The sequence below is a fragment of the Embleya sp. AB8 genome, from assembly GCF_049739465.1.
Taxonomy (GTDB): Bacteria; Actinomycetota; Actinomycetes; order Streptomycetales; family Streptomycetaceae; genus Embleya.
On the sequence record NZ_JBMHHY010000014.1, the window covers coordinates 1 to 17,121 of the forward strand.

The following is a 17,121-nucleotide window of genomic DNA, read 5'->3' on the forward strand; positions in this document are numbered from 1 at the left end:
GGCGTTTGAGGACAGGCGGGCCGCAGGCCGGGTGCCCTGCGACCTGGGTTGTGTCCCTTCAGCCCGTCCGGCGTTTGAGGACAAGGGGCCGCAGGTCGGGTGCGATGCGACGGGGGCACACCCCCTTCAGCCTGTCCGGCGTTTGAGGACAGGCGGGCCGCAGGCCGGGTGCCCTGCGACCTGGGTTGTGTCCCTTCAGCCCGTCCGGCGTTTGAGGACAAGGGGCCGCAGGCCGGGTGCGAGGCGACGGGGTCACACCCCCTTCAGCCTGTCCGGCGCTTGAGGACAAAGCGGGCTGCAGGTCGGGTGCGATGCGACGGGGGCACACCCGACCAGCCCGTCCGGCGATTGAGGACAAAGGCCGCCCGCAGGGCCGGAGTCACGGCAGGAACCGTGCGCACAGGTCGTGGAGTGGGCCCCCGACGCTCTCCGGGCGTTCCGTCAGGACCATGTGGCCGCAGGTCGGTTCGACGTGCAGGACCGCCCCCGGGAGTTCGGCGACCAGCGCGTTGCTGTGGGCCAACGGCGTCAGCCGGTCGTGCGCGCCCACCACGATGTGCACCGGGACGCTGCCGAGCGCGGTGAGCGAGCCGGTCTTGTCGTGGCCGGCCAGTGCCGGGAAGAAGCCGCACACCGTGGCCATCGGCGTGGCGAAGAGCATCGCCGCGCACTCCCGGACCACGGTCGGGTCCGCGCCCGGGCCGAACAGGCCCCGACGGACCACCCGGAGGTGGCCCGGCCGGTTCGGCCCCGGGAGCAGCGTCCGCCCCCGCGCCAGCAGCCGTGGATGCCGCCGGCCGAACGCGAAGAAGCCGGTCTGCGCCGCCGACTTCAGCCGCACCGACGCGGGCAGCCCGCGGCCACTGGGCACCAGGCCGCCCGCCGAGGTGCCGACCAGGACCACGCCGGCTATTCGCGACCCGAACAGCTCCGGCCGGGCCGCCGCGAGGGCCATGATCGTCATGCCGCCCATCGAGTGCCCGCACAACACCACGGGACCGGCGGGCGCCACCGCGTCGAGCACGTCCGCGAGGTCGGCGCCGAGCAGGTCGATCGTCCAGGGCGTGGCCCGACCCGCATTCGACCCGCCGTGCCCGCGCTGGTCGTAGGTGACCGTACGCACCCCGGCCGCCACCAGCGCCTCGACCTGGGGCCGCCATACGTCGCCGTGCAGCGTCCAGCCGTGCGCGAAGACCACCGTGACGCCCGCCGCCCCCGCAGGCCCGGCAGGCCCGGCCACGCTCACCCGCAACTCCGCGCCGTCGCCGGTACGGACCGTATGGACCGTACGAACCGCCCGGTCCGCTCGACTCGCCGTCCCGACGCCCGTGGTCTCCGCCGTCATGTCCGCCTCCGCTCGCGCCGCCCCCGTTGTTATCTACCCACCGGTAACGGGGGTCGAATACCCCTCGGGCGACGCCGTCGGCGTCAATCGGTTCGATCCCGACCGCTTGGACACCACCCGCACCAGGGGTTCGAAGACGGACCCGAGCAGCCGGGAGCCGACGTCTATCGCGGTCGCATCCGCGCCGACGAACACCCGGGTCCGCCCCCGCCGCACCCCCCGAAGGATGACCCGCGCCGCGTGCTCCGCCGACGTACGCGACACCGAATCGTGCAGCGCCACCACCTCGTCCCGGTCGTGCCCGGCCGCCGCGCGCGAGTTGCGCACGATGTTCGTCCGGATCCCGCCCGGATGCACCGTGGTCACCCCGACCCCGGATCCGGAGAGCCGCATCTCCTGGCGCACCGACTCGGTGAAGCCGCGCACCGCGTACTTCGCCGCGCAATAGGCGCTCTGCGACGGGACGCCGAACAACCCGAACACCGAGGAGATGTTGACCAGATGCCCCTCGCCCGAGCGGCGCAGATGCGGCAGGAACGCCTTGGTGCCATACGCGACGCCCCAGAAGTTGATCCCCATCAGCCACTCGAAGTCGTCCCAGGACATCTCCTCGACGCCCGCGGTCAGCGCGACGCCGGCGTTGTTGACCACCAGGTCCACCCCGCCGAACCGCTCCGCGGTCGCGTCCGCCCACCCGAGCACCGCGGCGCGGTCCGCCACGTCGAGCACCTCTGTGTGTACGTCCTTCGCGCCCGACCGGGCGACCCGCAGCGCGGTCTCCCGCAGCCCGTCGGGGTCGACGTCGGCGAGCGCGAGTCGGGCGCCGTGCGCGGCCAGTTGATCCGCGAGCGCCCGCCCGATACCCGATCCCGCGCCGGTGACGACGCATACCCGACCTGTGAATTCCCGGATCACACGCACCTCCTGGTCGAACCGCCCGTACCTGTCCAAGACTTCACGTGCATCTCATCAGATTCCCGGCAGTGGGATAATCCGATAACTGGCCTGAGCGACCGGGCCGTCCCGATTCGGCCACGCGTACGCACCCACGTGGTAGGGAAGGGGAGATCGATCGGGCGCCCGGATCGAGGCCGCCCACAGTGCCGACGAGGAGTACGACGATGACCGGGATGCACTACCAGGTGGTCCAGGACGGTACCGGGCGACCCACGAACGCACCCTGTGCGCACCTGGACACGCTGCCCGAGACGGTGGAGCCGGGGTCGACGAAGGGTTGTGAGGACTGCCTGCGCGACGGCACCCGATGGGTGCACCTGCGGGAATGCCTGACGTGTGGTCACATCGGCTGTTGCGACAGCTCGCCGAACCGGCACGCGACCGCGCACTGGCACGCCGCCGAGCATCCGCTGGTGCGCTCGTTCGAGCCCGGTGAGGACTGGGCGTGGTGCTACGCGGACGAACTCCTCGCGGTGCCCGTCGACTGACCCGGGTCGCCGGCGCAGGCGTCGTGTCGGTGCGGCTGCCTAGACTTCTGCGCGTGGTCGATACAGCCCGAATCGGTGGGAGCTTTCGATGAGTGATCCCGTGGCGACGGACGGCGCCGACGTCGTGGAGGTGCACTTCGAGCCGTTCCGGGTCGAGCTCACCGGCTACTGCTATCGGATGCTGGGCTCCGCCTTCGAGGCCGAGGACGCCGTACAGGACACCATGGTGCGCGCCTGGAAGAGCTTCGACCGGTTCGAGGGCCGCTCGTCGGTGCGCTCGTGGCTGTATCGGATCGCCACCAACGTGTGTCTGGACAGCCTCAACGGGCGCGAGCGCCGGGCCCGGCCGATGGATCTGTCCTCGCCGGTGCCCGCCTCCTCCGCGCTCACCCCGGCGCGGCCCGAGGCCACCTGGATCGAGCCGATCCCGGACGGCCGGGTCGTGCCGAGCGTGGCCGACCCGGCCGAGTTGGCCGTCGCGCGCGAGAGCGTACGGCTGGCCTTCGTCGCCGCGCTGCAGTACCTGCCACCGCGCCAGCGCGCGGTGTTGATCCTGCGCGAGGTGCTGGCCTGGAAGGCGAGCGAGGTGGCCGAACTGCTCGGCAGCTCGGTCGCCTCGGTCAACAGCGCGCTTCAGCGGGCCCGGGCCGCGCTGGCCGAGCACGAGGTCATCGCGACCGACCCGGCGCGCCCGCTGGACCGGGAGCAACAGGCGCTGCTCACCCGCTACGTGGACGCGTTCGAGCGCTACGACCTCGACTCGCTCACCGCGTTGCTCCGTGAGGACGCGACCTTGTCCATGCCGCCCTACGAGCTGTGGCTGCGCGGACACGCGGACATCCGCGCGTGGTTCCTGGGCGTCGGCCACGGTTGTCGGGGCTCGCGCCTGGTGCCGATCACCGCGAACGGTACGCCGGGCTTCGGGCAGTACCGGCCCAGCGGTCCGGGAGGCCGACACGAACCGTGGGCACTCCAGGTGATCGAGATGTCACAGGGGCGGATCATCGGCATCAACTCGTTCCTGGACGTCCTGCACCTCTTCCCGCTGTTCGACCTCCCGCCGACACTCGACGTGTAGGGCGTCTCCCGGCGTTGCCCGGCCCGGACCGGCCGGGAGGATCCCGTCCAGGCCGGTCAGGGTCAGCAGGTCGCGCAATTCGGCACCCGCACCGCGCAGCCGGATTCGCCGGCCCACCCCCCGCGCGCTCAGCTGGAGGCGGGCCAGGGCCTCGATCACGGCCAGATCCGGCGGGGTCAGCGCGCTGACGTCGCACGGGAACGGGTCGACGGAGTGCTCCCGCAGCAGCCCGAGCAGGCGCCCGCACAAGCCCGCGACGTCCGTGCGCGCGAGGGGTGCGTACACGGCCAGGACGGCCGTTGGCGGGTCGGCTGGTTCGGACGGATCGACCATCGAGGACCTCCTGTGACGACGCTGTATCCGGTTATGACCGCTCCGGTGGGCGAAACTCATCAGCGGCGTCGTCCAGGGGCCCGTCGAGGAGCTCGGGCGACCGGTGGAAAGTGGGTCAAGTCCCTTGTGGAACGGGCTGGTTGGGTGTCGTAGGCTGACGCCGTACCGACTTCGAGGGGATGACACGTTGTCCGAGCAGGATTGGGCACCCACCGGGATCGACATCAGTCGTCCCCACCCGGCGCGGGTGTACGACTACCACATCGGCGGCAAGACCAACTACCCGGTCGACCGCGAGTTGGCGGAACGGTTCATCGCCGTCGCGCCGCAGACCTCGGTCACCGCGTTGGACAACCGCGCCTTCCTGGCCCGCGCCGTGCGGTACGCGGCGGAGCAGGGCATCGACCAGTACCTCGACATCGGCACCGGCATCCCGGCGCCCGGCAACACGCACGAGGTGGCGCAGGAGGTCATCCCGTCGGCCCGGGTGGCCTACGTGGACAACGACCCGATCGTGCTCGCGCACGCCCGCGCACTGATGCCCGCCACCGATCGTGGGCGGACCGGCTTCACCATGGGTGACGTGCGCGAGCCGGAGAAGATCCTGGCCGCCCCCGAGGTGCGCGACGTGATCGACTTCGAGCGCCCGGTGGCGGTGCTCCTGGTGGCGATCCTGCACTACGTGGCGGACGCCGAGGACCCGAAGGGGGTCGTGGATCGGCTGCTGGCCGCGGTGCCGGCGGGCAGCCTGCTGATCGCCTCGCACACCACGTCGGACTTCCTGCCGCCGATCTCGGCGGACCGGGTGTTGGAGATCAACGACGACGCGGAGTTCATGCTGCCGCGCCCGCACGCCGAGATCGAGGCGTTCCTGACCGGCGTCGACCTGGTCGAACCGGGCCTGGTCCAGGCGCCGCTGTGGCGTCCGGAGGAGGGCGCCGACCTGTCGCCGGAGCGGCTGGTGCAGTCCTGGATCTATACCGCGGTCGGCCGCAAGGCCTGAGTGGTTTGCGAGAGTTGCCCCGGCGCCCGCCCACCGACTCGGTGGGCGGGCGCCGTTCGGTGCTGTCGCCGGGCGCGGCACCAGGCGGCGCGGATCCGCCGGGATCCGCCGGACATGCCCTAAGGCAGGGCGCCCTCGACCGCGGCGACCAGCGCGCGCATCAGCGGGGTGTCGTCGATCCAGGCGACCGGGTCGCCGCGCCGGCGTGGCTCGGCGTCGGCCCGGATCGCCGCGGCGTTGCGCTGGAGCCACGCGGCGGCGTTGGCGCAGTGGTAGGGATGCATGTCGGCGATGGCCAGCACGTCGCCGCCCGCCGTGGTCCAGGTCGACTCCTGGGCCAGGAGCGGCGCCCAGGCGCCCCTGGCGGGCCGGCCGCGGGCGATCAGGGCCTGCCGGCCGGCGCGGGTGATGCCCAGGTTGCGTCCGCGCAGCGGCACTTCGGCGCCGAGTCGGACCAGTCGGTGGCGCTGGAGGGTGGCCAGGGTGCGCAGCGAGATGCCGGGCGCGCCGGGGCGGGTGCCGTCGGGGTGCGTGCGCACGGTCTTGGTGTCGATCCGGGTCAGGGCCCGGCGTACGGTCGCGGGTTTCACGGGGGTCAGCCGGATCATGGTGTTGATGGTGGTCATCGAGGGATCCTCCTCTGCGTCGAGCCGCGGCGGGTCGGCCGCGGTGGCGCTCAACCCATGCGTCAAGCATCCCACCCGGCACCGACATCGACGGCCCTCGCGACCTGCGCGTTCGTGACCAAGTCCGGCCGGTGGGGCGGGTGTTGACGGTGGGTCAGCCGTGTCGCCAGACCGGCTCGGCGGATCCCCAGGGGACGGGCGGGTGCGCCCACGCGGCGGGCAGCCCGGGCAGTTCGAACGGAGGCCGCGCGTGGGCGAGTCGGCCCGCCTCGGTCTCGGTCTCGGTGAGGTAGGGGGCCGGGTCGAACGGCTCGGCGACCTCGGCCTCGCCGGGCGTGTACGCGTCGGTCAGCCAGCGGGCCGTGCGGGCCAGCGCGAGATCGATCCGGCTGCCGCGCCGGTCGGCCCGGCGCAGGGTCAGCGCGCGCAGCACGGCCGCCGCGAGCAGGTAGCCGGTGGCTCGGTCCAGTGCCTGGGTGGGCAGGGCGGCCGGGTGCGGATCCTCGCCCGCCTCGATCCGGGCGATCCCGCAGGCGGTCTGCACCAGGCTGTCGAAGCCGCGCCGGTTCACCCACGGACCGGGACCCCACGCGTTGAATGCGGCGGTGATCAGCCCGGGGTGACGGTCGGCGAGGGTGTTGTGGTCCAGGCCGAGCGCGGCCATCGCGTCGGTACGGTAGCCGGTGATCAACACATCGGCCCCGGCCAGGAGTTCGTCGAAGCGGGCGCGGTCGGCGCGGTCGCGCAGGTCGAGCAGCGTCGAGCGTTTGCCGAACGCGTTGTCCCAGTATTCGCCCGGGATCTCCGCCAGGTGCGGCGAGTCCACCCGCAGTACGTCGGCGCCCAGATGGGCCAGCGTGCGGGTGCCGGTGGGGCCGGCGAGGACGCGGGTCAGGTCGAGGACACGCACCCCGGCGGCGGGCGCCGGCGAGGGGCCAGGGCACCACGGGTCGCCGGCATCGGTACGGGTGAGGTCGAGTAGTGGGATCCCGGCCACGGCGGCGCCCTGCGGGTGTACGGCCCACTCGGCGGACTCCCGTACCGCGAAGCCCAACGCGCCGTGCGCCGCGAGCAGTTCCTCGATCTCGACGCCGGTCAGCTTGGCCAGCGCGTCGATCGCGCCGGCCACCGAGTCGACGCCGAGCGCGGCGAACGCCGCCGCGCGGTGGTGCGGATAGTTGCCGTGCAGGCGCACCCAGCCGTCGGCGCTGCGGTGGAACCGGGAGAGCGGATGCATCGACACCAGCGGCTCGCCGGCCAAGCGCAGATGGCGGTCGCTGGACATCGCCACGGCCACGGCGCGGCTGTCCAGCACCACCGGCGCCGGGTCGGATTCTCCACGGGCGGCGCCCAGTTCGCGCGCGGCGAGGGCGGCGGCGCCGATCGAGGCCTGGCCGAGCGCGGTCACCGGGAGCGCGGAGGACATGGTGTGCGCGGGGCCGGTGAAGCCGATGGGCGCGCGGTCGGCGGGGTCGCCGCCGAGGGCGCGCCAGGCCTGGTCGAGGAGCCGCGTGGGGGTGCTACGCATCGGAACCTCACAGTTCTGGGAACTCCGGAGCCATGGGCGCGTCTGTTCGAGACGCCCCGGGGGACAAACTAGCGGGTTCGTCCCGGCGGGTCGGGCCGGCGTCCGCACTGTGGGCGGCCGGGCAAACGATTGGTCACTCGTTTGTGTAGGGGTTGTGCGGTTTGCCCTGCCGGGCCGGCAGGTGTTCGAGACTGGGGGCATGAGGCGGATCTGGGGCGAGAGCGGCGGGTCGGGACTGGGCTCCCACGACGCGCTCCTCAAGGACACGCGGCTCAGCGTGCCGGCGCGGGGACTCGCGGTGTATCTGCTGCTGTTGCCCGACGGCGCCCGGCCCGACCCGGAGCTGCTGGGCACACGTCCGGGGGAGAGCCGGGAGTCGATCGCGGGTTATCTGGACGAGTTGGCGGCGGCGGGCTACCTGACCCGGGCGCCGGGCCACGACGCGCAGGGCAACACGATCGAGGAGGTGCGGCTGGCCGCCAATCCGGGTGAGCACGCCGCGGCGGCCGGGCGGCTGTTCCGCTGGCCCGGACCCGGCGGAGGGTAGGCGCTCACATGTCCTGCCACCTCGGGGCGCGTCGCTCGCGGAACGCGGTGGCGGCCTCGGTCGGATTGCCGGCGAAGGTGCCGAGCACCTGGGTGCGGCTCTCCGGTTCGACGATCGCGACGCGGGGTTCGGGACGTTCGACGCGCACGTATTTCATCTGACTCGGTCAAGCAGATTCGCGAGGTGCAGGAAATGCCCGCGAGGTGCCGGGCCCGGTGAAGTTACCTGCCGGTAGCATCGCGTCCATGACTGAATCGACGACCGACTTCGCCGCCGTCGCCGAGGGCCTGCGCGCCTCGGTGCCCTTCGTGCGCACGCTCGGCCTGGAGTTCGTGGAACTGGCCGCCGACCGCGCGGTATTGCGACTGCCGGACGAGGCCGCGCACCACAACCACATCGGCGGGCCGCACGCGGGCGCGATGTTCACCCTGGCCGAGTCCGCCTCCGGGGCGATCGTGCTCGCGGCGTTCGGCGATCAGCTCGCGCGCGCCACGCCGCTCGCGGTGGACGCCTCGATCCGCTACCTCAAGATCGCCCGCGGCCCGGTCCTGGCCGAGGCCCGACTGACCCGCCCCGCCGCCGAGGTGGTCGCCGAACTCGACGCGGGCACCCGCCCGGAGTTCGTGGTCGCGATCACGATCGTGGACGAGGCGGGCACCACGACCGCGGAGATGACCGTCACCTGGACGCTGCGCCCCCACCGGGCGTAAGAGGCGGACACTCGGGCAGGCAGGGCTCCGGATCCGGTCGGGAAGGTCCCGATCGTGTGCTTGCTTCGGGTTGGTGATGGTTTCCTTTCGCGGCGTTCGCGCTGTTCACGCTGCTTGTGTCGGTCACGGTGGGCACGCCGTTCAGGCGGCTCGTGCCGTTCGTACCGTTCGTGCGGCTCGTAGCGCTCGGGCGGTGACCGGCGCCGTGCCGACCCGGCCGATCGTGGTGGGCAAGGTGTCCCGCCGGGTGCGGGTCGGCGACGCCTGGCGGCGGTGGCGCCGGGTGTGGCGGGCCCTGCTCACCGTGCTGGTGATGGTGGCCGTCACCGTGCTGACCGGGCTCGGGGTGGCGCGGGCCACCGTGCTCTCCGGCGACTGGTACGACGGCGTGTTCGAGCGTGAGCACGCCTACGACCGGCTCTACGACGAGGTGCTCGTCGACCCCCGGCTCGCCGGCGTCACCAACGACCTGCTCGGCCGGTTGCCGATACCGCCCAATCAGGTCACCGCCAATCTGCGCTTGGTGCTACCGCCGTCCACGCTGCGCGGCATGGTCCGCGTCCAGGTCGGGCACACCGTCGGCTATCTGCGCGGCGACGAGCGCGAGTTGCGGCTGGGTGTGGACCTCAAGCCGGTGATCAACAACCTCGGCAAGGTCGCGGACGGCTACGTCGGCGACCTCACCGGCGAGGTGCCCCGGGTCACCGAGGACAACGCGCCCGCGCTGGTGGACGGCGTTGCCAAGGCCCTGGACGCGCTCGCCCAGGGCCGCCCGCCCGAGTCGCTGCCGGCGCTGAAGTTGGACCCGGCGGCGGCCCCCGAGGTGGCCGACCTGATCCTGGCCCGACTGCCCGCGGAGGCGCGCGAGCCGATCCGGGGACAGGTGGTCGCCTCGCTGCGCGCCGACGACCTGGGCGGCGTGCTGGTCGCGGTGGTCCCGGTGATCTTCGGCGAGAAGGTCCGCCAGGCACAGCAGAGACTGACCGGGCTCTCGCACGGCGGCACCTGGGACCTGACCCTGGACCTGCGCGCGAGCCAGGCGAACCACACCACCAAAATGAGGCTGGGACAGCTCGAACAACTGCGCGCGATGACCGTGTTCGGCCTCGGCCGGCTGCTCGCCGGTGCGAGCGTGACCGCGCTGCTCGGCCTGGTGTTGTTGTGGCGGACCGGGCCCGCACGCGGAGCGGCCCGACTGCGGCAACCGGCCCTCGCGCTCGCGGGCGGCGGGCTGCTCGCTGGAGTGGGCTGCCTGGTCGCGTGGGGGTTGTTGCCGCACGTGGTCGCGGAGCATCGGGAGGGCTGGGCACCGTCGGTGGTCCGGCTGACCGGCGACCTCCAGGAGGCGGCGGCGCGCGACATCGTCGGGGTCTGGCTGGCCGCCGCCGCGGTGCCGCTGGTGTGCGGCGGGGTCACGTTCGTCGCACTCGCGTTGTGGGATCGGCACCAGCACCGGCGGGCCGCGCCGGTGCGGCACACCACCCGACGGCTGCTCACCTGCGGCGCCGCGCTGGTCGCGGCCGGCGCGCTCGCACTGACGGTGTTCGTCCCGGTGCCCACCGCCGGCTCCGGGGCCCGGGCCAAGCGTTGCAACGGGATGACCGAACTGTGCGGTCGGCGCTACGACCAGGTCGCCTTCCTGGCCACGCACAACTCGATGTCCTCGACCGCGGCCCGCTTCCTCAGCCCGCTCCAGGACGCGGACATCGTCGCCCAGTTGGACGCGGGGGTGCGCGGGCTGCTCGTGGACTCCTACACGTGGGAGGCCCCCGAGGAGGTGGCCGGCCGACTCGCCGAATCCGACCTGGACCCCGAGTCGCGCCGGATCATCGCCGGCGTGGTCAACGACGTGGCGCCGGCCAAACCCGGCCTGTGGTTGTGCCATTCGGTGTGCCGGGGCGGCGCGTTGCCGATGGTGGACACGCTGCGCGCGGTGGGCCGGTGGCTGGATCGTAATCCGCGGGAGGTGGTCACCTTCATCGTGCAGGACGCGATCACCGCACAGCAGACCGAGTGGGCCTTCCACGAGGCGGGCCTGGACCGGCTGCTGTACACCCCGGCCGCCGATCCGGGCGAACCCTGGCCCACGCTCGGCACGATGATCGAGCACAACCGTCGCCTGGTGGTCTTCGCCGAGCGCGCCGACGGACCCGCCCCCTGGTACCGCAACTTCTACCGGTACGGGATGGAGACGCCCTACGCGTACGCGAGCCCGGCCGAGATGAACTGCGCGCCCAACCGGGGCGGCAGCGACAAACGGCTGTTCCTGTTGAACAACTTCGTCACCGCGACCGGCGGCAGCCGGATCGACGCCGGCCGGGTCAACTCGCGGCCGTTCCTGCTCGATCGGGCCCGCCGCTGCGAGCGCGAACGCGGCGCGCCGGTGAATTTCGTCGCGGTCGACTTCGCCGGCATCGGCGACGCGAAGGGCGCCGTGGACGTGTTGAATATCACCCGAAAAACCCACTGACGAACCGTCAATTTATCGATATTCGGGGGTCAGTAGGACAGTCCGTGTCCGGTGACGAAGAGTGGCTCCGCGTCCGCCGGCAGGTCGTCGACCAGTCGGCCGGCCGGCGCGTAGCGGCCGAACACCACGTCGAGCACACCCTCGTCGTCGGCACCCCGGGTGCCCAGCAACGCGGCGCAGTAGCCGACCAGATCGGCCACCGCGGCCGGCCGATGAAGATCGATGACGGCGACCGTGGGCACCGACGCGGCTATGTCCACGACCCGGTCCAGTTCCGCGCCGCCGTGCTGCTCGGCCAGCCGCAGCAGGGCCACGTCGGCATCGGCGAGGTCGCTCACCACGGTCGCGTAGCGGGCCGCCACGCCGATGTCGACGTGCTCGGTGTACACGCGCAGCGCGTCGCGCAGGGGCAGGGCGGGTCCGCCGCTCGTGCTGATCCTCGAGCTGGTGCGGTTCGTGAGCAGCACGACGGCGTGCGGGTCCCGATCCGGCATGGGTGAGCCCTCCTCCTGGCCGCGGCAGGCGCCGCCCTGACCCCGGACCCTACGCGCCGGGGACGACGTCTTTGCCACTAGGCCCGGCGCCCGCTGCCGACCGGGACGCTCAGGCGGAGGCGTCCAGGGCCGCCGCCGCGGTGCGGGCCAGCGCGATCAGCCGCTCGCGGTCGACTACCGGGAGGATGACGTCGACCGAGGTGACCAGGTCGCCCCGGGCCCGGGCGAAGGCCACGCCCTCGCCGCGCGCGGGGTCGCGATAGACCACCGCCGCCTCGGAGATCCCGGGCAGTGGCTCGCGCGGGCCGGTGCCGGTGGCGGTCGAGCGCGCGACGTCCGGCGGTCCGCCGACCATCGCCTGGGGCAACTGCCCGACGGTGACGGTCAATACCCGCCGGTCGCCGAGGTCCAGGTATTCGCAACTGCGCCCGGAGTTGGCCGCCCGGGTGTGCACGGGGCCGATCGCGAGCACCTCCTCGACCCGGGTGAGCGAGAGCAGGTCGCAACTGTTGGCGGGCTGCGCGGCGTTGCCGGGGGCCGAGCGGGTGGGCCGAGGCGGCGCGCCCGCCGGGTCGCCGGGCGTGGGGGTCGCGGAGATGGCGTGCCGGGCCGATTCGCCGTGATCATCGCAGGCGCCGAGCAGGCAGGCCAGACCCACCACCCCCACCAGGGTCGCGGCGGGCCCGACGCGCGCGGTCACGAGCGGCCGATCGTCGTCCGGGCGACGGAGGCGGGAACATCGGGTGGGACGTCCCGGTCCGCGAAGCCGGCGCGGACGGTCCTGGTGCGCACTGTGGTGTTCCCCCCGGTGTTCGAAGTGCTGTCGTCCATGAGACGAACCTAGGCCCCGGCGCGTTCTCGAACGAGTGGTACCTCCCTCGCAAGTCGAGGGGGACGCGAGGGCGCGATAATGCGCGCATGACTTCCGCACCACACTCGACCACCCACTCCGGGGCCCGCGCGGTGACGCAGGCCGTGATCCTGGCCGGCGGGCAGGGTTCACGGCTGCGCCCCTACACCGACGATCGGCCCAAGCCGATGGTGGAGATCCCCGGGACGGGCACCCCGATCATCGGCCACCAGCTGCGCTGGCTGGCCGCCGAGGGTGTCCGCGACGTGGTGGTCTCCTGCGGACACCTCGCCGAGGTGCTCCAGGACTGGCTCGAGAGCGCGGACCTGCCGGTGCGTGTGGAGACCGTGGTGGAGACCGAACCGCTGGGCCGGGGCGGCGGGTTGAAGTTCGCCGCCGCCGCGCTGCCGCGTCCCGACGAGCCGTGGTACGCCACCAACGGCGACATCTGGACCCGGTTCTCGCTCACCGAGATGGCCGCCTTCCACCACGAGCGCACGGCCGTCGCGACGCTCGCGCTGGCCCGGCCGCGGATCCCGTGGGGTGTGGTGGAGACCGACAAGTACGGCCACGTCCTCGACTTCATCGAGGCGCCGCCCTCGCCGTATCTGATCAACGCGGGCGTGTACGTGTTCTCGCCCGAGTTCACCGCGATGTTGCCGGACGTCGGCGACCACGAGCGCACCACCTTCCCCGGGCTGGCCCGGGCCCAGCGGTTGGCCGGGTTCCCGATTCCGCAGGGCGCGTACTGGCGGGCGATCGACACCGCGAAGGACCTGTCCGAGGCGGCCCGGGAGCTGCGCGGAGAGGGCTGAACGGGTTCGGTTGTCGACGCCCGGAACCCGAAAACCCGGAAACGGGGTCCGGCCCCAGCCGCATTGCGGCTGGGGCCGGACCTTTTTTCTCCCCGGTGTTTCCTGGCTGCCTGCCTGCTTGCCTGCTCCATCGGTCGAGTCGGGATATCGGGATCTCGTGCGCGTTTCCCGTGACCCCCGCGGCCACGGGTTTGGGCGTATCGAGTTGCTAGGGCCGCGGGATCACGAGGAGGTGCCCGCGCGGGCACCCGGATTGGCCGAGTCGCGCACCACCCGCAGTCCGTCCAGCAGACCGGCGAGCTGACCGTCGGTCAGCGGGTCGATCAGCCATGCCTGCAACAGGTCGACGTGGCCCGGCAGTACGCCGCCTATGCGGTCCGCGCCGTCGCGGGTGAGCACCGCGAACAACGCGCGGCGGTCGGTGGGACAGTTTTCCCGGGCGACCAGTCCTTCCTTTTCCAGGCGGTCCACCACGCGGGTCACCCCGGAGGTGGACAGCGACGTCTGGGCCGCGAGATCGCTCATCCGCAGGCGCTGCTCGGTCGAGCGGGCCAGTCGGACCAGCACGTTGAAGTCCACCGTGGACAGGCCGTGCTCGCCCAGCTGCGGGGTGAGTCGGTCCATCAGGCCGGTGTAGACCTCGACGAGCAGACCCATCGCGGTGATGCGTGGATCGTCGAAGGGAGTGGTAGTCGAAGGGGCGGAGGATGCGGCTCTCGGGGGAGTGTGCATGCCTCTATCATAGCAAGTAGTTGACATGCGGAATAATCGTTCACAAGATATTGCTTGGGACGATATCCGCACGACAACGACATCTTCCACGAGGAGTGCGACATGACCGCCACCACCCCCCGCCGCAGTTGGGAAGGGCTCACGATCCCGACCGCCGGGACGTATGCGCTCGACGTGAACCACACCCGCGTCGGGTTCACCGCGAGGCACTTGATGGTGAGCAAGGTGCGCGGGCAGTTCACCGAGTTCTCCGGCGAGATCATCATCGCCGAGGACCCGATGGACTCGAAGGTCGAGGCGAACATCGCCGCGGCGAGCCTGACCACCGGCCAAAAGGACCGTGACGCGCACCTGGCGAGCGCGGACTTCCTGGAGGTGGAGAAGTTCCCGCAGCTGACCTTCCGCACGCTGCGCCTGACCGGACACAGCGGCAACGAGTTCACCCTGCTCGGCGAGTTGACCATCCGGGGGGTCGCCCGGGAGGTGGAACTCGCGGTCGAGCACGAGGGGTTGGCGACCAGCCCGTGGGGGCAGGAGGTGCTCGCGTTCACCGCGACCACCGAGATCAATCGCGAGGACTTCGGGATGACCTGGAACCAGGCGTTGGAGAGCGGCGGCGTGCTGGTGTCGAAGAAGGTGAAGATCGAGATCGAGGGCGAGGCCATCCGGCAGGAGGGCTGAGCCGCGCTCGGGGGTGGGGGACCGGGCGTGCCGCGTCCGGCCCCCTGTTCGGGTGTCTTTGTTCGGGTGTCCTGTTCGGGTTCGTGCCCGGTTACCGACTCGCCAGGAACGCGTCGACCTGCTCGTGGATATAGGCCACGTCGTCGGCGTCCATGCGGTGGTTCATCGGCACGATCAGGCCGCGCTCCATCACCCGGTCCGCGTTGGGATAGCCGGCCGGGTCGGCGCGATGCGCGATGTCCTTGAAGCCGGGCTGGCGCAGGATGTTGCCCGACCACACGGTCCTGGTGGACACCCCGCGCGCCTCCAGCCACGCCTGCAGCTCACCGCGGCTGAACGGCACTTCGTCGGCCAGCAGGACGGGGAAGTTGAGCCAGCCCGTGGTCAGGCCCTCGGTCTGCCGCGGCGCGACGAACTCGGGGCGCGCGTCGAAGTAGGCGTGATGCGCGGCGAAGTGCGCCTGACGGGTGGCCAGAAAGCGGGGCAGCTTGTCGAGTTGGGCCAGACCGAAGGCGGCCCCCAGCTCGGAGGGCTCGAAGTTCCAGCCGATCTCGTCGAAGATGAACAGGTTGTCGTAGAGCACGCCGTCGATCTCCTCGAAGAAGTCGCGGTTGCCGCGCTTGGAGCCGAACAGCTGTACCTCGCTGCGCCGCCCCCAACGCCGCAGCAGCAGACCGCGATCGCGCAGGTCCTCGTCGTCGGTGAGCACCATGCCGCCGTTGCCCGCGCAGGTGATGATGTGCGACATCGCGAAGCTGGTCACCGAGATGTCCGCGCGGGTGCCGGTCGGGGTGCCGCGCAAGGTGGCGCCGAGGGCATCGCAGGAATCCTCGATCACCCGTAGGTCGTGCCGGTCCGCGAGGGCTCGGATCGTGTCCCAGTCGGGGGCGTTGCCCGCCAGGTTGGGGGTCAGGATGGCCCGGGTACGCGGGCCGATCAGCGCCTCGATCCGGGCCGGGTCGATCTGGTAGGTGTCCGGCTCGACGTCGGCGAGCACCGGGACCAGGCCGGACTTGACCATCGGCGCGATGTCCGTGGAGAAGGTCAGCGTGGAGGTGACGATCTCGTCGCCGGGGGACAGCCGCAGCAGTTCGACGGCCAGGTAGAGGGCGGAGGAACCCGAGTTGCACATCAGGCCGTTGCGCTTGCCGAACAGCTCCGCGACGCGGGTCTCCAGGGCCGCGACGTTGCGGCCGATGCCCATCGCCGCGGGCGGCCCGTTCAATACCGCCAACATCGCGTCGATCTCGGCCTGGTCGTGCACGCTGCCGGCGTACGGGATCTTGCGCATGAGTGCCTACCCTCGTGGTGATGTCGCGGGATCGCCGCAGGGCTGACGATGTGTCAGCTGACGATGTGTCAGCTGACGATGTGTCATGGCTATCATGGCTATGATGGCCGGACAAGACGACGGGAGCTGAGCGTGCGCAACGCCACGGTGGGCGACTCGGGATCGAGGGCCGCCGCGATCGGCCCGGAGCGGGTCGCGGCGAACGCGGCGGCGGTACCGGCGTGAACCCGGCGGCGCAACCGGTCCGAGCCGGCACCGAACGATCCCTGCGCAACGCCGGCATCGCGGACGAACTCGCCCGCCGGCTGCGCCGCCGGATCCTGGACGGGCCACTTCGCGACGGCGACATGTTGCCCAAACAGGACGACCTGATCGCCGAGTTCGGGGTGGGGCGCACCACGCTGCGCCAGGCGTTCCGGATCCTGGAGACCGAGGGCCTGATCACGGTCAAGCGCGGCAACACCGGTGGGGCGGTCGTACACGTCCCGCAACCGGGGGACGCGGCGCATATGTTCGGCATGGTCATGCACGCGCGCCAGGTCCGCCTCGACGACCTTGCGCAGGCGCTGCGCCGACTGGAGCCGGTCTGCGCCGCGTTGTGCGCGGCGCGGGCGGATCGGGCCACGGAGGTGGTGCCGTGGTTGCGCGAGGTGCACGCGCGGATGGAGCGGGCGGTCGAGGACGGGCCGGCATACCTGCGGGCCGGGCGCGACTTCCACGAGGCGCTCGTGCTGCTGTGCGGGAACGAGACGATGAAGATCCTGCTGGGCGCGGTCGAGGCGTTGTGGGCGCAACAGGAGCGCGAATGGGCGCAGGACGCGCTGTCCGACACGGGGGAGCGGGTTCGACGCGCGGGATTGCGTGATCACGAGCACCTGATCGCGCTGATCGAGGCCGGCGACGAAACCGAGGTCTACCGCGAGTCGGTACGACACCTGGAGGCCGCCCAGGACTACCCCCTCCGGGCTCGAGGCACGGCGCCGATCACGTCCCCATAGCGGGGGGCCTCCGGCGGTGGTCCCCGGCGGTGGTCCCCGGCGGTGGCCCGGTCGAGCTCCTTGGCCTCAAGCGCCGGCCGGGCTATGTGGCCTCAAACGCCGGCCGGGCTGTCGAGCTGCGCGGGGCCGGTCGGGCGAGGTCGGCCATGTCGCGTTGTCCTCAAACGCCGGACGG

Annotated in this window: 20 protein-coding genes; 9 read left to right on the top strand and 11 right to left on the bottom strand. The window is 71.9% G+C overall.

Features of this window, described 5'->3' with window-relative positions:
- Positions 1 to 379 precede the first annotated feature (379 nt).
- Both ABIA38_RS21380 and ABIA38_RS21385 read right to left on the bottom strand, forming a co-directional pair.
- Positions 380 to 1,345, bottom strand: coding sequence for an alpha/beta fold hydrolase (locus tag ABIA38_RS21380; protein WP_424640343.1), 966 nt, complete (start codon positions 1,343 to 1,345; stop codon positions 380 to 382).
- Between the two features lie 33 nt (positions 1,346 to 1,378).
- Positions 1,379 to 2,260, bottom strand: a complete 882-nt coding sequence (locus tag ABIA38_RS21385) for an SDR family NAD(P)-dependent oxidoreductase (protein WP_424640344.1) — start codon at positions 2,258 to 2,260, stop codon at positions 1,379 to 1,381.
- A 206-nt stretch (positions 2,261 to 2,466) separates the two neighbouring features.
- Here ABIA38_RS21385 and ABIA38_RS21390 point away from each other — a divergent pair, with 206 nt between their 5' ends.
- Positions 2,467 to 2,790 carry a ubiquitin carboxyl-terminal hydrolase 14 gene (locus tag ABIA38_RS21390; protein WP_424640345.1) on the top strand — a complete coding sequence of 108 codons (324 nt, stop codon included), beginning with the start codon at positions 2,467 to 2,469 and terminating at the stop codon, positions 2,788 to 2,790.
- A gap of 88 nt (positions 2,791 to 2,878) precedes the next feature.
- On the top strand, positions 2,879 to 3,868 hold the full coding sequence (locus tag ABIA38_RS21395) for a sigma-70 family RNA polymerase sigma factor (protein WP_424640346.1): 990 nt from the start codon (positions 2,879 to 2,881) through the stop codon (positions 3,866 to 3,868).
- Here ABIA38_RS21395 and ABIA38_RS21400 read toward each other — a convergent pair.
- The gene (locus ABIA38_RS21400) at positions 3,779 to 4,201 is read right to left on the bottom strand and encodes an STAS domain-containing protein (protein WP_424640347.1); all 423 of its coding nucleotides are present in this window, start codon (positions 4,199 to 4,201) and stop codon (positions 3,779 to 3,781) included. The genes ABIA38_RS21395 and ABIA38_RS21400 overlap by 90 nt on opposite strands.
- Positions 4,202 to 4,388: 187 nt before the next feature.
- On the opposite strand from ABIA38_RS21400, the gene ABIA38_RS21405 reads away from it, so the two are divergent.
- Positions 4,389 to 5,204: an SAM-dependent methyltransferase gene (locus ABIA38_RS21405; RefSeq protein WP_424640348.1), complete on the top strand. Its 816-nt coding sequence runs from the start codon at positions 4,389 to 4,391 to the stop codon at positions 5,202 to 5,204.
- Positions 5,205 to 5,323: 119 nt separating this feature from the next.
- On the opposite strand, the gene ABIA38_RS21410 is transcribed toward ABIA38_RS21405, so the two are convergent.
- Positions 5,324 to 5,830, bottom strand: coding sequence for a hypothetical protein (locus tag ABIA38_RS21410; RefSeq protein WP_424640349.1), 507 nt, complete (start codon positions 5,828 to 5,830; stop codon positions 5,324 to 5,326).
- 154 nt (positions 5,831 to 5,984) lie between these two features.
- Positions 5,985 to 7,358, bottom strand: a complete 1,374-nt coding sequence (locus tag ABIA38_RS21415) for a CoA transferase (RefSeq protein WP_424640350.1) — start codon at positions 7,356 to 7,358, stop codon at positions 5,985 to 5,987.
- A gap of 199 nt (positions 7,359 to 7,557) precedes the next feature.
- Between ABIA38_RS21415 and ABIA38_RS21420 the strand changes: the two genes are divergently transcribed.
- A complete protein-coding gene (locus ABIA38_RS21420; protein ID WP_424640351.1) occupies positions 7,558 to 7,905 on the top strand; it encodes a hypothetical protein in 348 nt (115 codons plus the stop codon).
- Between the two features lie 4 nt (positions 7,906 to 7,909).
- Here the strand turns inward: ABIA38_RS21420 and ABIA38_RS21425 are convergent, their stop codons facing one another.
- Positions 7,910 to 8,053, bottom strand: coding sequence for a hypothetical protein (locus ABIA38_RS21425; RefSeq protein ID WP_424640352.1), 144 nt, complete (start codon positions 8,051 to 8,053; stop codon positions 7,910 to 7,912).
- A 97-nt stretch (positions 8,054 to 8,150) separates the two neighbouring features.
- Here ABIA38_RS21425 and ABIA38_RS21430 point away from each other — a divergent pair, with 97 nt between their 5' ends.
- Both ABIA38_RS21430 and ABIA38_RS21435 read left to right on the top strand, forming a co-directional pair.
- The gene (locus ABIA38_RS21430; RefSeq protein WP_424640353.1) at positions 8,151 to 8,615 is read left to right on the top strand and encodes a DUF4442 domain-containing protein; all 465 of its coding nucleotides are present in this window, start codon (positions 8,151 to 8,153) and stop codon (positions 8,613 to 8,615) included.
- Positions 8,616 to 8,808: 193 nt separating this feature from the next.
- Positions 8,809 to 11,085, top strand: a complete 2,277-nt coding sequence (locus tag ABIA38_RS21435; RefSeq protein ID WP_424640354.1) for a PI-PLC domain-containing protein — start codon at positions 8,809 to 8,811, stop codon at positions 11,083 to 11,085.
- Positions 11,086 to 11,114: 29 nt separating this feature from the next.
- Here the strand turns inward: ABIA38_RS21435 and ABIA38_RS21440 are convergent, their stop codons facing one another.
- The 3 genes from ABIA38_RS21440 to ABIA38_RS21450 form a co-directional block, all read right to left on the bottom strand.
- On the bottom strand, positions 11,115 to 11,579 hold the full coding sequence (locus ABIA38_RS21440; RefSeq protein WP_424640355.1) for a hypothetical protein: 465 nt from the start codon (positions 11,577 to 11,579) through the stop codon (positions 11,115 to 11,117).
- A 109-nt stretch (positions 11,580 to 11,688) separates the two neighbouring features.
- Positions 11,689 to 12,279, bottom strand: a complete 591-nt coding sequence (locus ABIA38_RS21445) for a hypothetical protein (protein WP_424640356.1) — start codon at positions 12,277 to 12,279, stop codon at positions 11,689 to 11,691.
- Positions 12,276 to 12,410 (bottom strand): hypothetical protein, encoded by a 135-nt coding sequence (locus ABIA38_RS21450; RefSeq protein WP_424640357.1) that lies wholly within the window; start codon positions 12,408 to 12,410, stop codon positions 12,276 to 12,278. The genes ABIA38_RS21445 and ABIA38_RS21450 overlap by 4 nt, the downstream gene beginning before the upstream one ends.
- A gap of 87 nt (positions 12,411 to 12,497) precedes the next feature.
- On the opposite strand from ABIA38_RS21450, the gene ABIA38_RS21455 reads away from it, so the two are divergent.
- Positions 12,498 to 13,244 carry a nucleotidyltransferase family protein gene (locus tag ABIA38_RS21455; protein WP_424640358.1) on the top strand — a complete coding sequence of 249 codons (747 nt, stop codon included), beginning with the start codon at positions 12,498 to 12,500 and terminating at the stop codon, positions 13,242 to 13,244.
- 222 nt (positions 13,245 to 13,466) lie between these two features.
- On the opposite strand, the gene ABIA38_RS21460 is transcribed toward ABIA38_RS21455, so the two are convergent.
- On the bottom strand, positions 13,467 to 13,976 hold the full coding sequence (locus ABIA38_RS21460) for a MarR family winged helix-turn-helix transcriptional regulator (protein ID WP_424640359.1): 510 nt from the start codon (positions 13,974 to 13,976) through the stop codon (positions 13,467 to 13,469).
- Between the two features lie 102 nt (positions 13,977 to 14,078).
- Here ABIA38_RS21460 and ABIA38_RS21465 point away from each other — a divergent pair, with 102 nt between their 5' ends.
- Positions 14,079 to 14,657 carry a YceI family protein gene (locus ABIA38_RS21465; protein WP_424640360.1) on the top strand — a complete coding sequence of 193 codons (579 nt, stop codon included), beginning with the start codon at positions 14,079 to 14,081 and terminating at the stop codon, positions 14,655 to 14,657.
- 91 nt (positions 14,658 to 14,748) lie between these two features.
- On the opposite strand, the gene ABIA38_RS21470 is transcribed toward ABIA38_RS21465, so the two are convergent.
- Complete coding sequence (locus ABIA38_RS21470) at positions 14,749 to 15,948, bottom strand: DegT/DnrJ/EryC1/StrS family aminotransferase (protein WP_424640361.1); 1,200 nt, start codon at positions 15,946 to 15,948, stop codon at positions 14,749 to 14,751.
- 221 nt (positions 15,949 to 16,169) lie between these two features.
- Between ABIA38_RS21470 and ABIA38_RS21475 the strand changes: the two genes are divergently transcribed.
- Entirely contained in the window at positions 16,170 to 16,946 is a 777-nt protein-coding gene (locus ABIA38_RS21475; protein ID WP_424640362.1) for a FadR/GntR family transcriptional regulator, read from the top strand.
- The last annotated feature ends 175 nt before the right edge of the window (positions 16,947 to 17,121 follow it).

What these genes read in the sequence shown, in the direction of transcription:
- ABIA38_RS21440 (WP_424640355.1), bottom strand. Translation starts at nt 11,579, where the DNA reads ATGCCGGATCGGGACCCGCACGCCGTCGTGCTGCTCACGAACCGCACC.
- ABIA38_RS21395 (WP_424640346.1), top strand. Translation starts at nt 2,879, where the DNA reads ATGAGTGATCCCGTGGCGACGGACGGCGCCGACGTCGTGGAGGTGCAC.
- ABIA38_RS21410 (WP_424640349.1), bottom strand. Translation starts at nt 5,830, where the DNA reads ATGACCACCATCAACACCATGATCCGGCTGACCCCCGTGAAACCCGCG.
- ABIA38_RS21455 (WP_424640358.1), top strand. Translation starts at nt 12,498, where the DNA reads ATGACTTCCGCACCACACTCGACCACCCACTCCGGGGCCCGCGCGGTG.
- ABIA38_RS21390 (WP_424640345.1), top strand. Translation starts at nt 2,467, where the DNA reads ATGACCGGGATGCACTACCAGGTGGTCCAGGACGGTACCGGGCGACCC.
- ABIA38_RS21420 (WP_424640351.1), top strand. Translation starts at nt 7,558, where the DNA reads ATGAGGCGGATCTGGGGCGAGAGCGGCGGGTCGGGACTGGGCTCCCAC.
- ABIA38_RS21450 (WP_424640357.1), bottom strand. Translation starts at nt 12,410, where the DNA reads ATGGACGACAGCACTTCGAACACCGGGGGGAACACCACAGTGCGCACC.
- ABIA38_RS21430 (WP_424640353.1), top strand. Translation starts at nt 8,151, where the DNA reads ATGACTGAATCGACGACCGACTTCGCCGCCGTCGCCGAGGGCCTGCGC.
- ABIA38_RS21415 (WP_424640350.1), bottom strand. Translation starts at nt 7,358, where the DNA reads ATGCGTAGCACCCCCACGCGGCTCCTCGACCAGGCCTGGCGCGCCCTC.
- ABIA38_RS21380 (WP_424640343.1), bottom strand. Translation starts at nt 1,345, where the DNA reads ATGACGGCGGAGACCACGGGCGTCGGGACGGCGAGTCGAGCGGACCGG.
- ABIA38_RS21460 (WP_424640359.1), bottom strand. Translation starts at nt 13,976, where the DNA reads ATGCACACTCCCCCGAGAGCCGCATCCTCCGCCCCTTCGACTACCACT.
- ABIA38_RS21400 (WP_424640347.1), bottom strand. Translation starts at nt 4,201, where the DNA reads ATGGTCGATCCGTCCGAACCAGCCGACCCGCCAACGGCCGTCCTGGCC.
- ABIA38_RS21465 (WP_424640360.1), top strand. Translation starts at nt 14,079, where the DNA reads ATGACCGCCACCACCCCCCGCCGCAGTTGGGAAGGGCTCACGATCCCG.
- ABIA38_RS21470 (WP_424640361.1), bottom strand. Translation starts at nt 15,948, where the DNA reads ATGCGCAAGATCCCGTACGCCGGCAGCGTGCACGACCAGGCCGAGATC.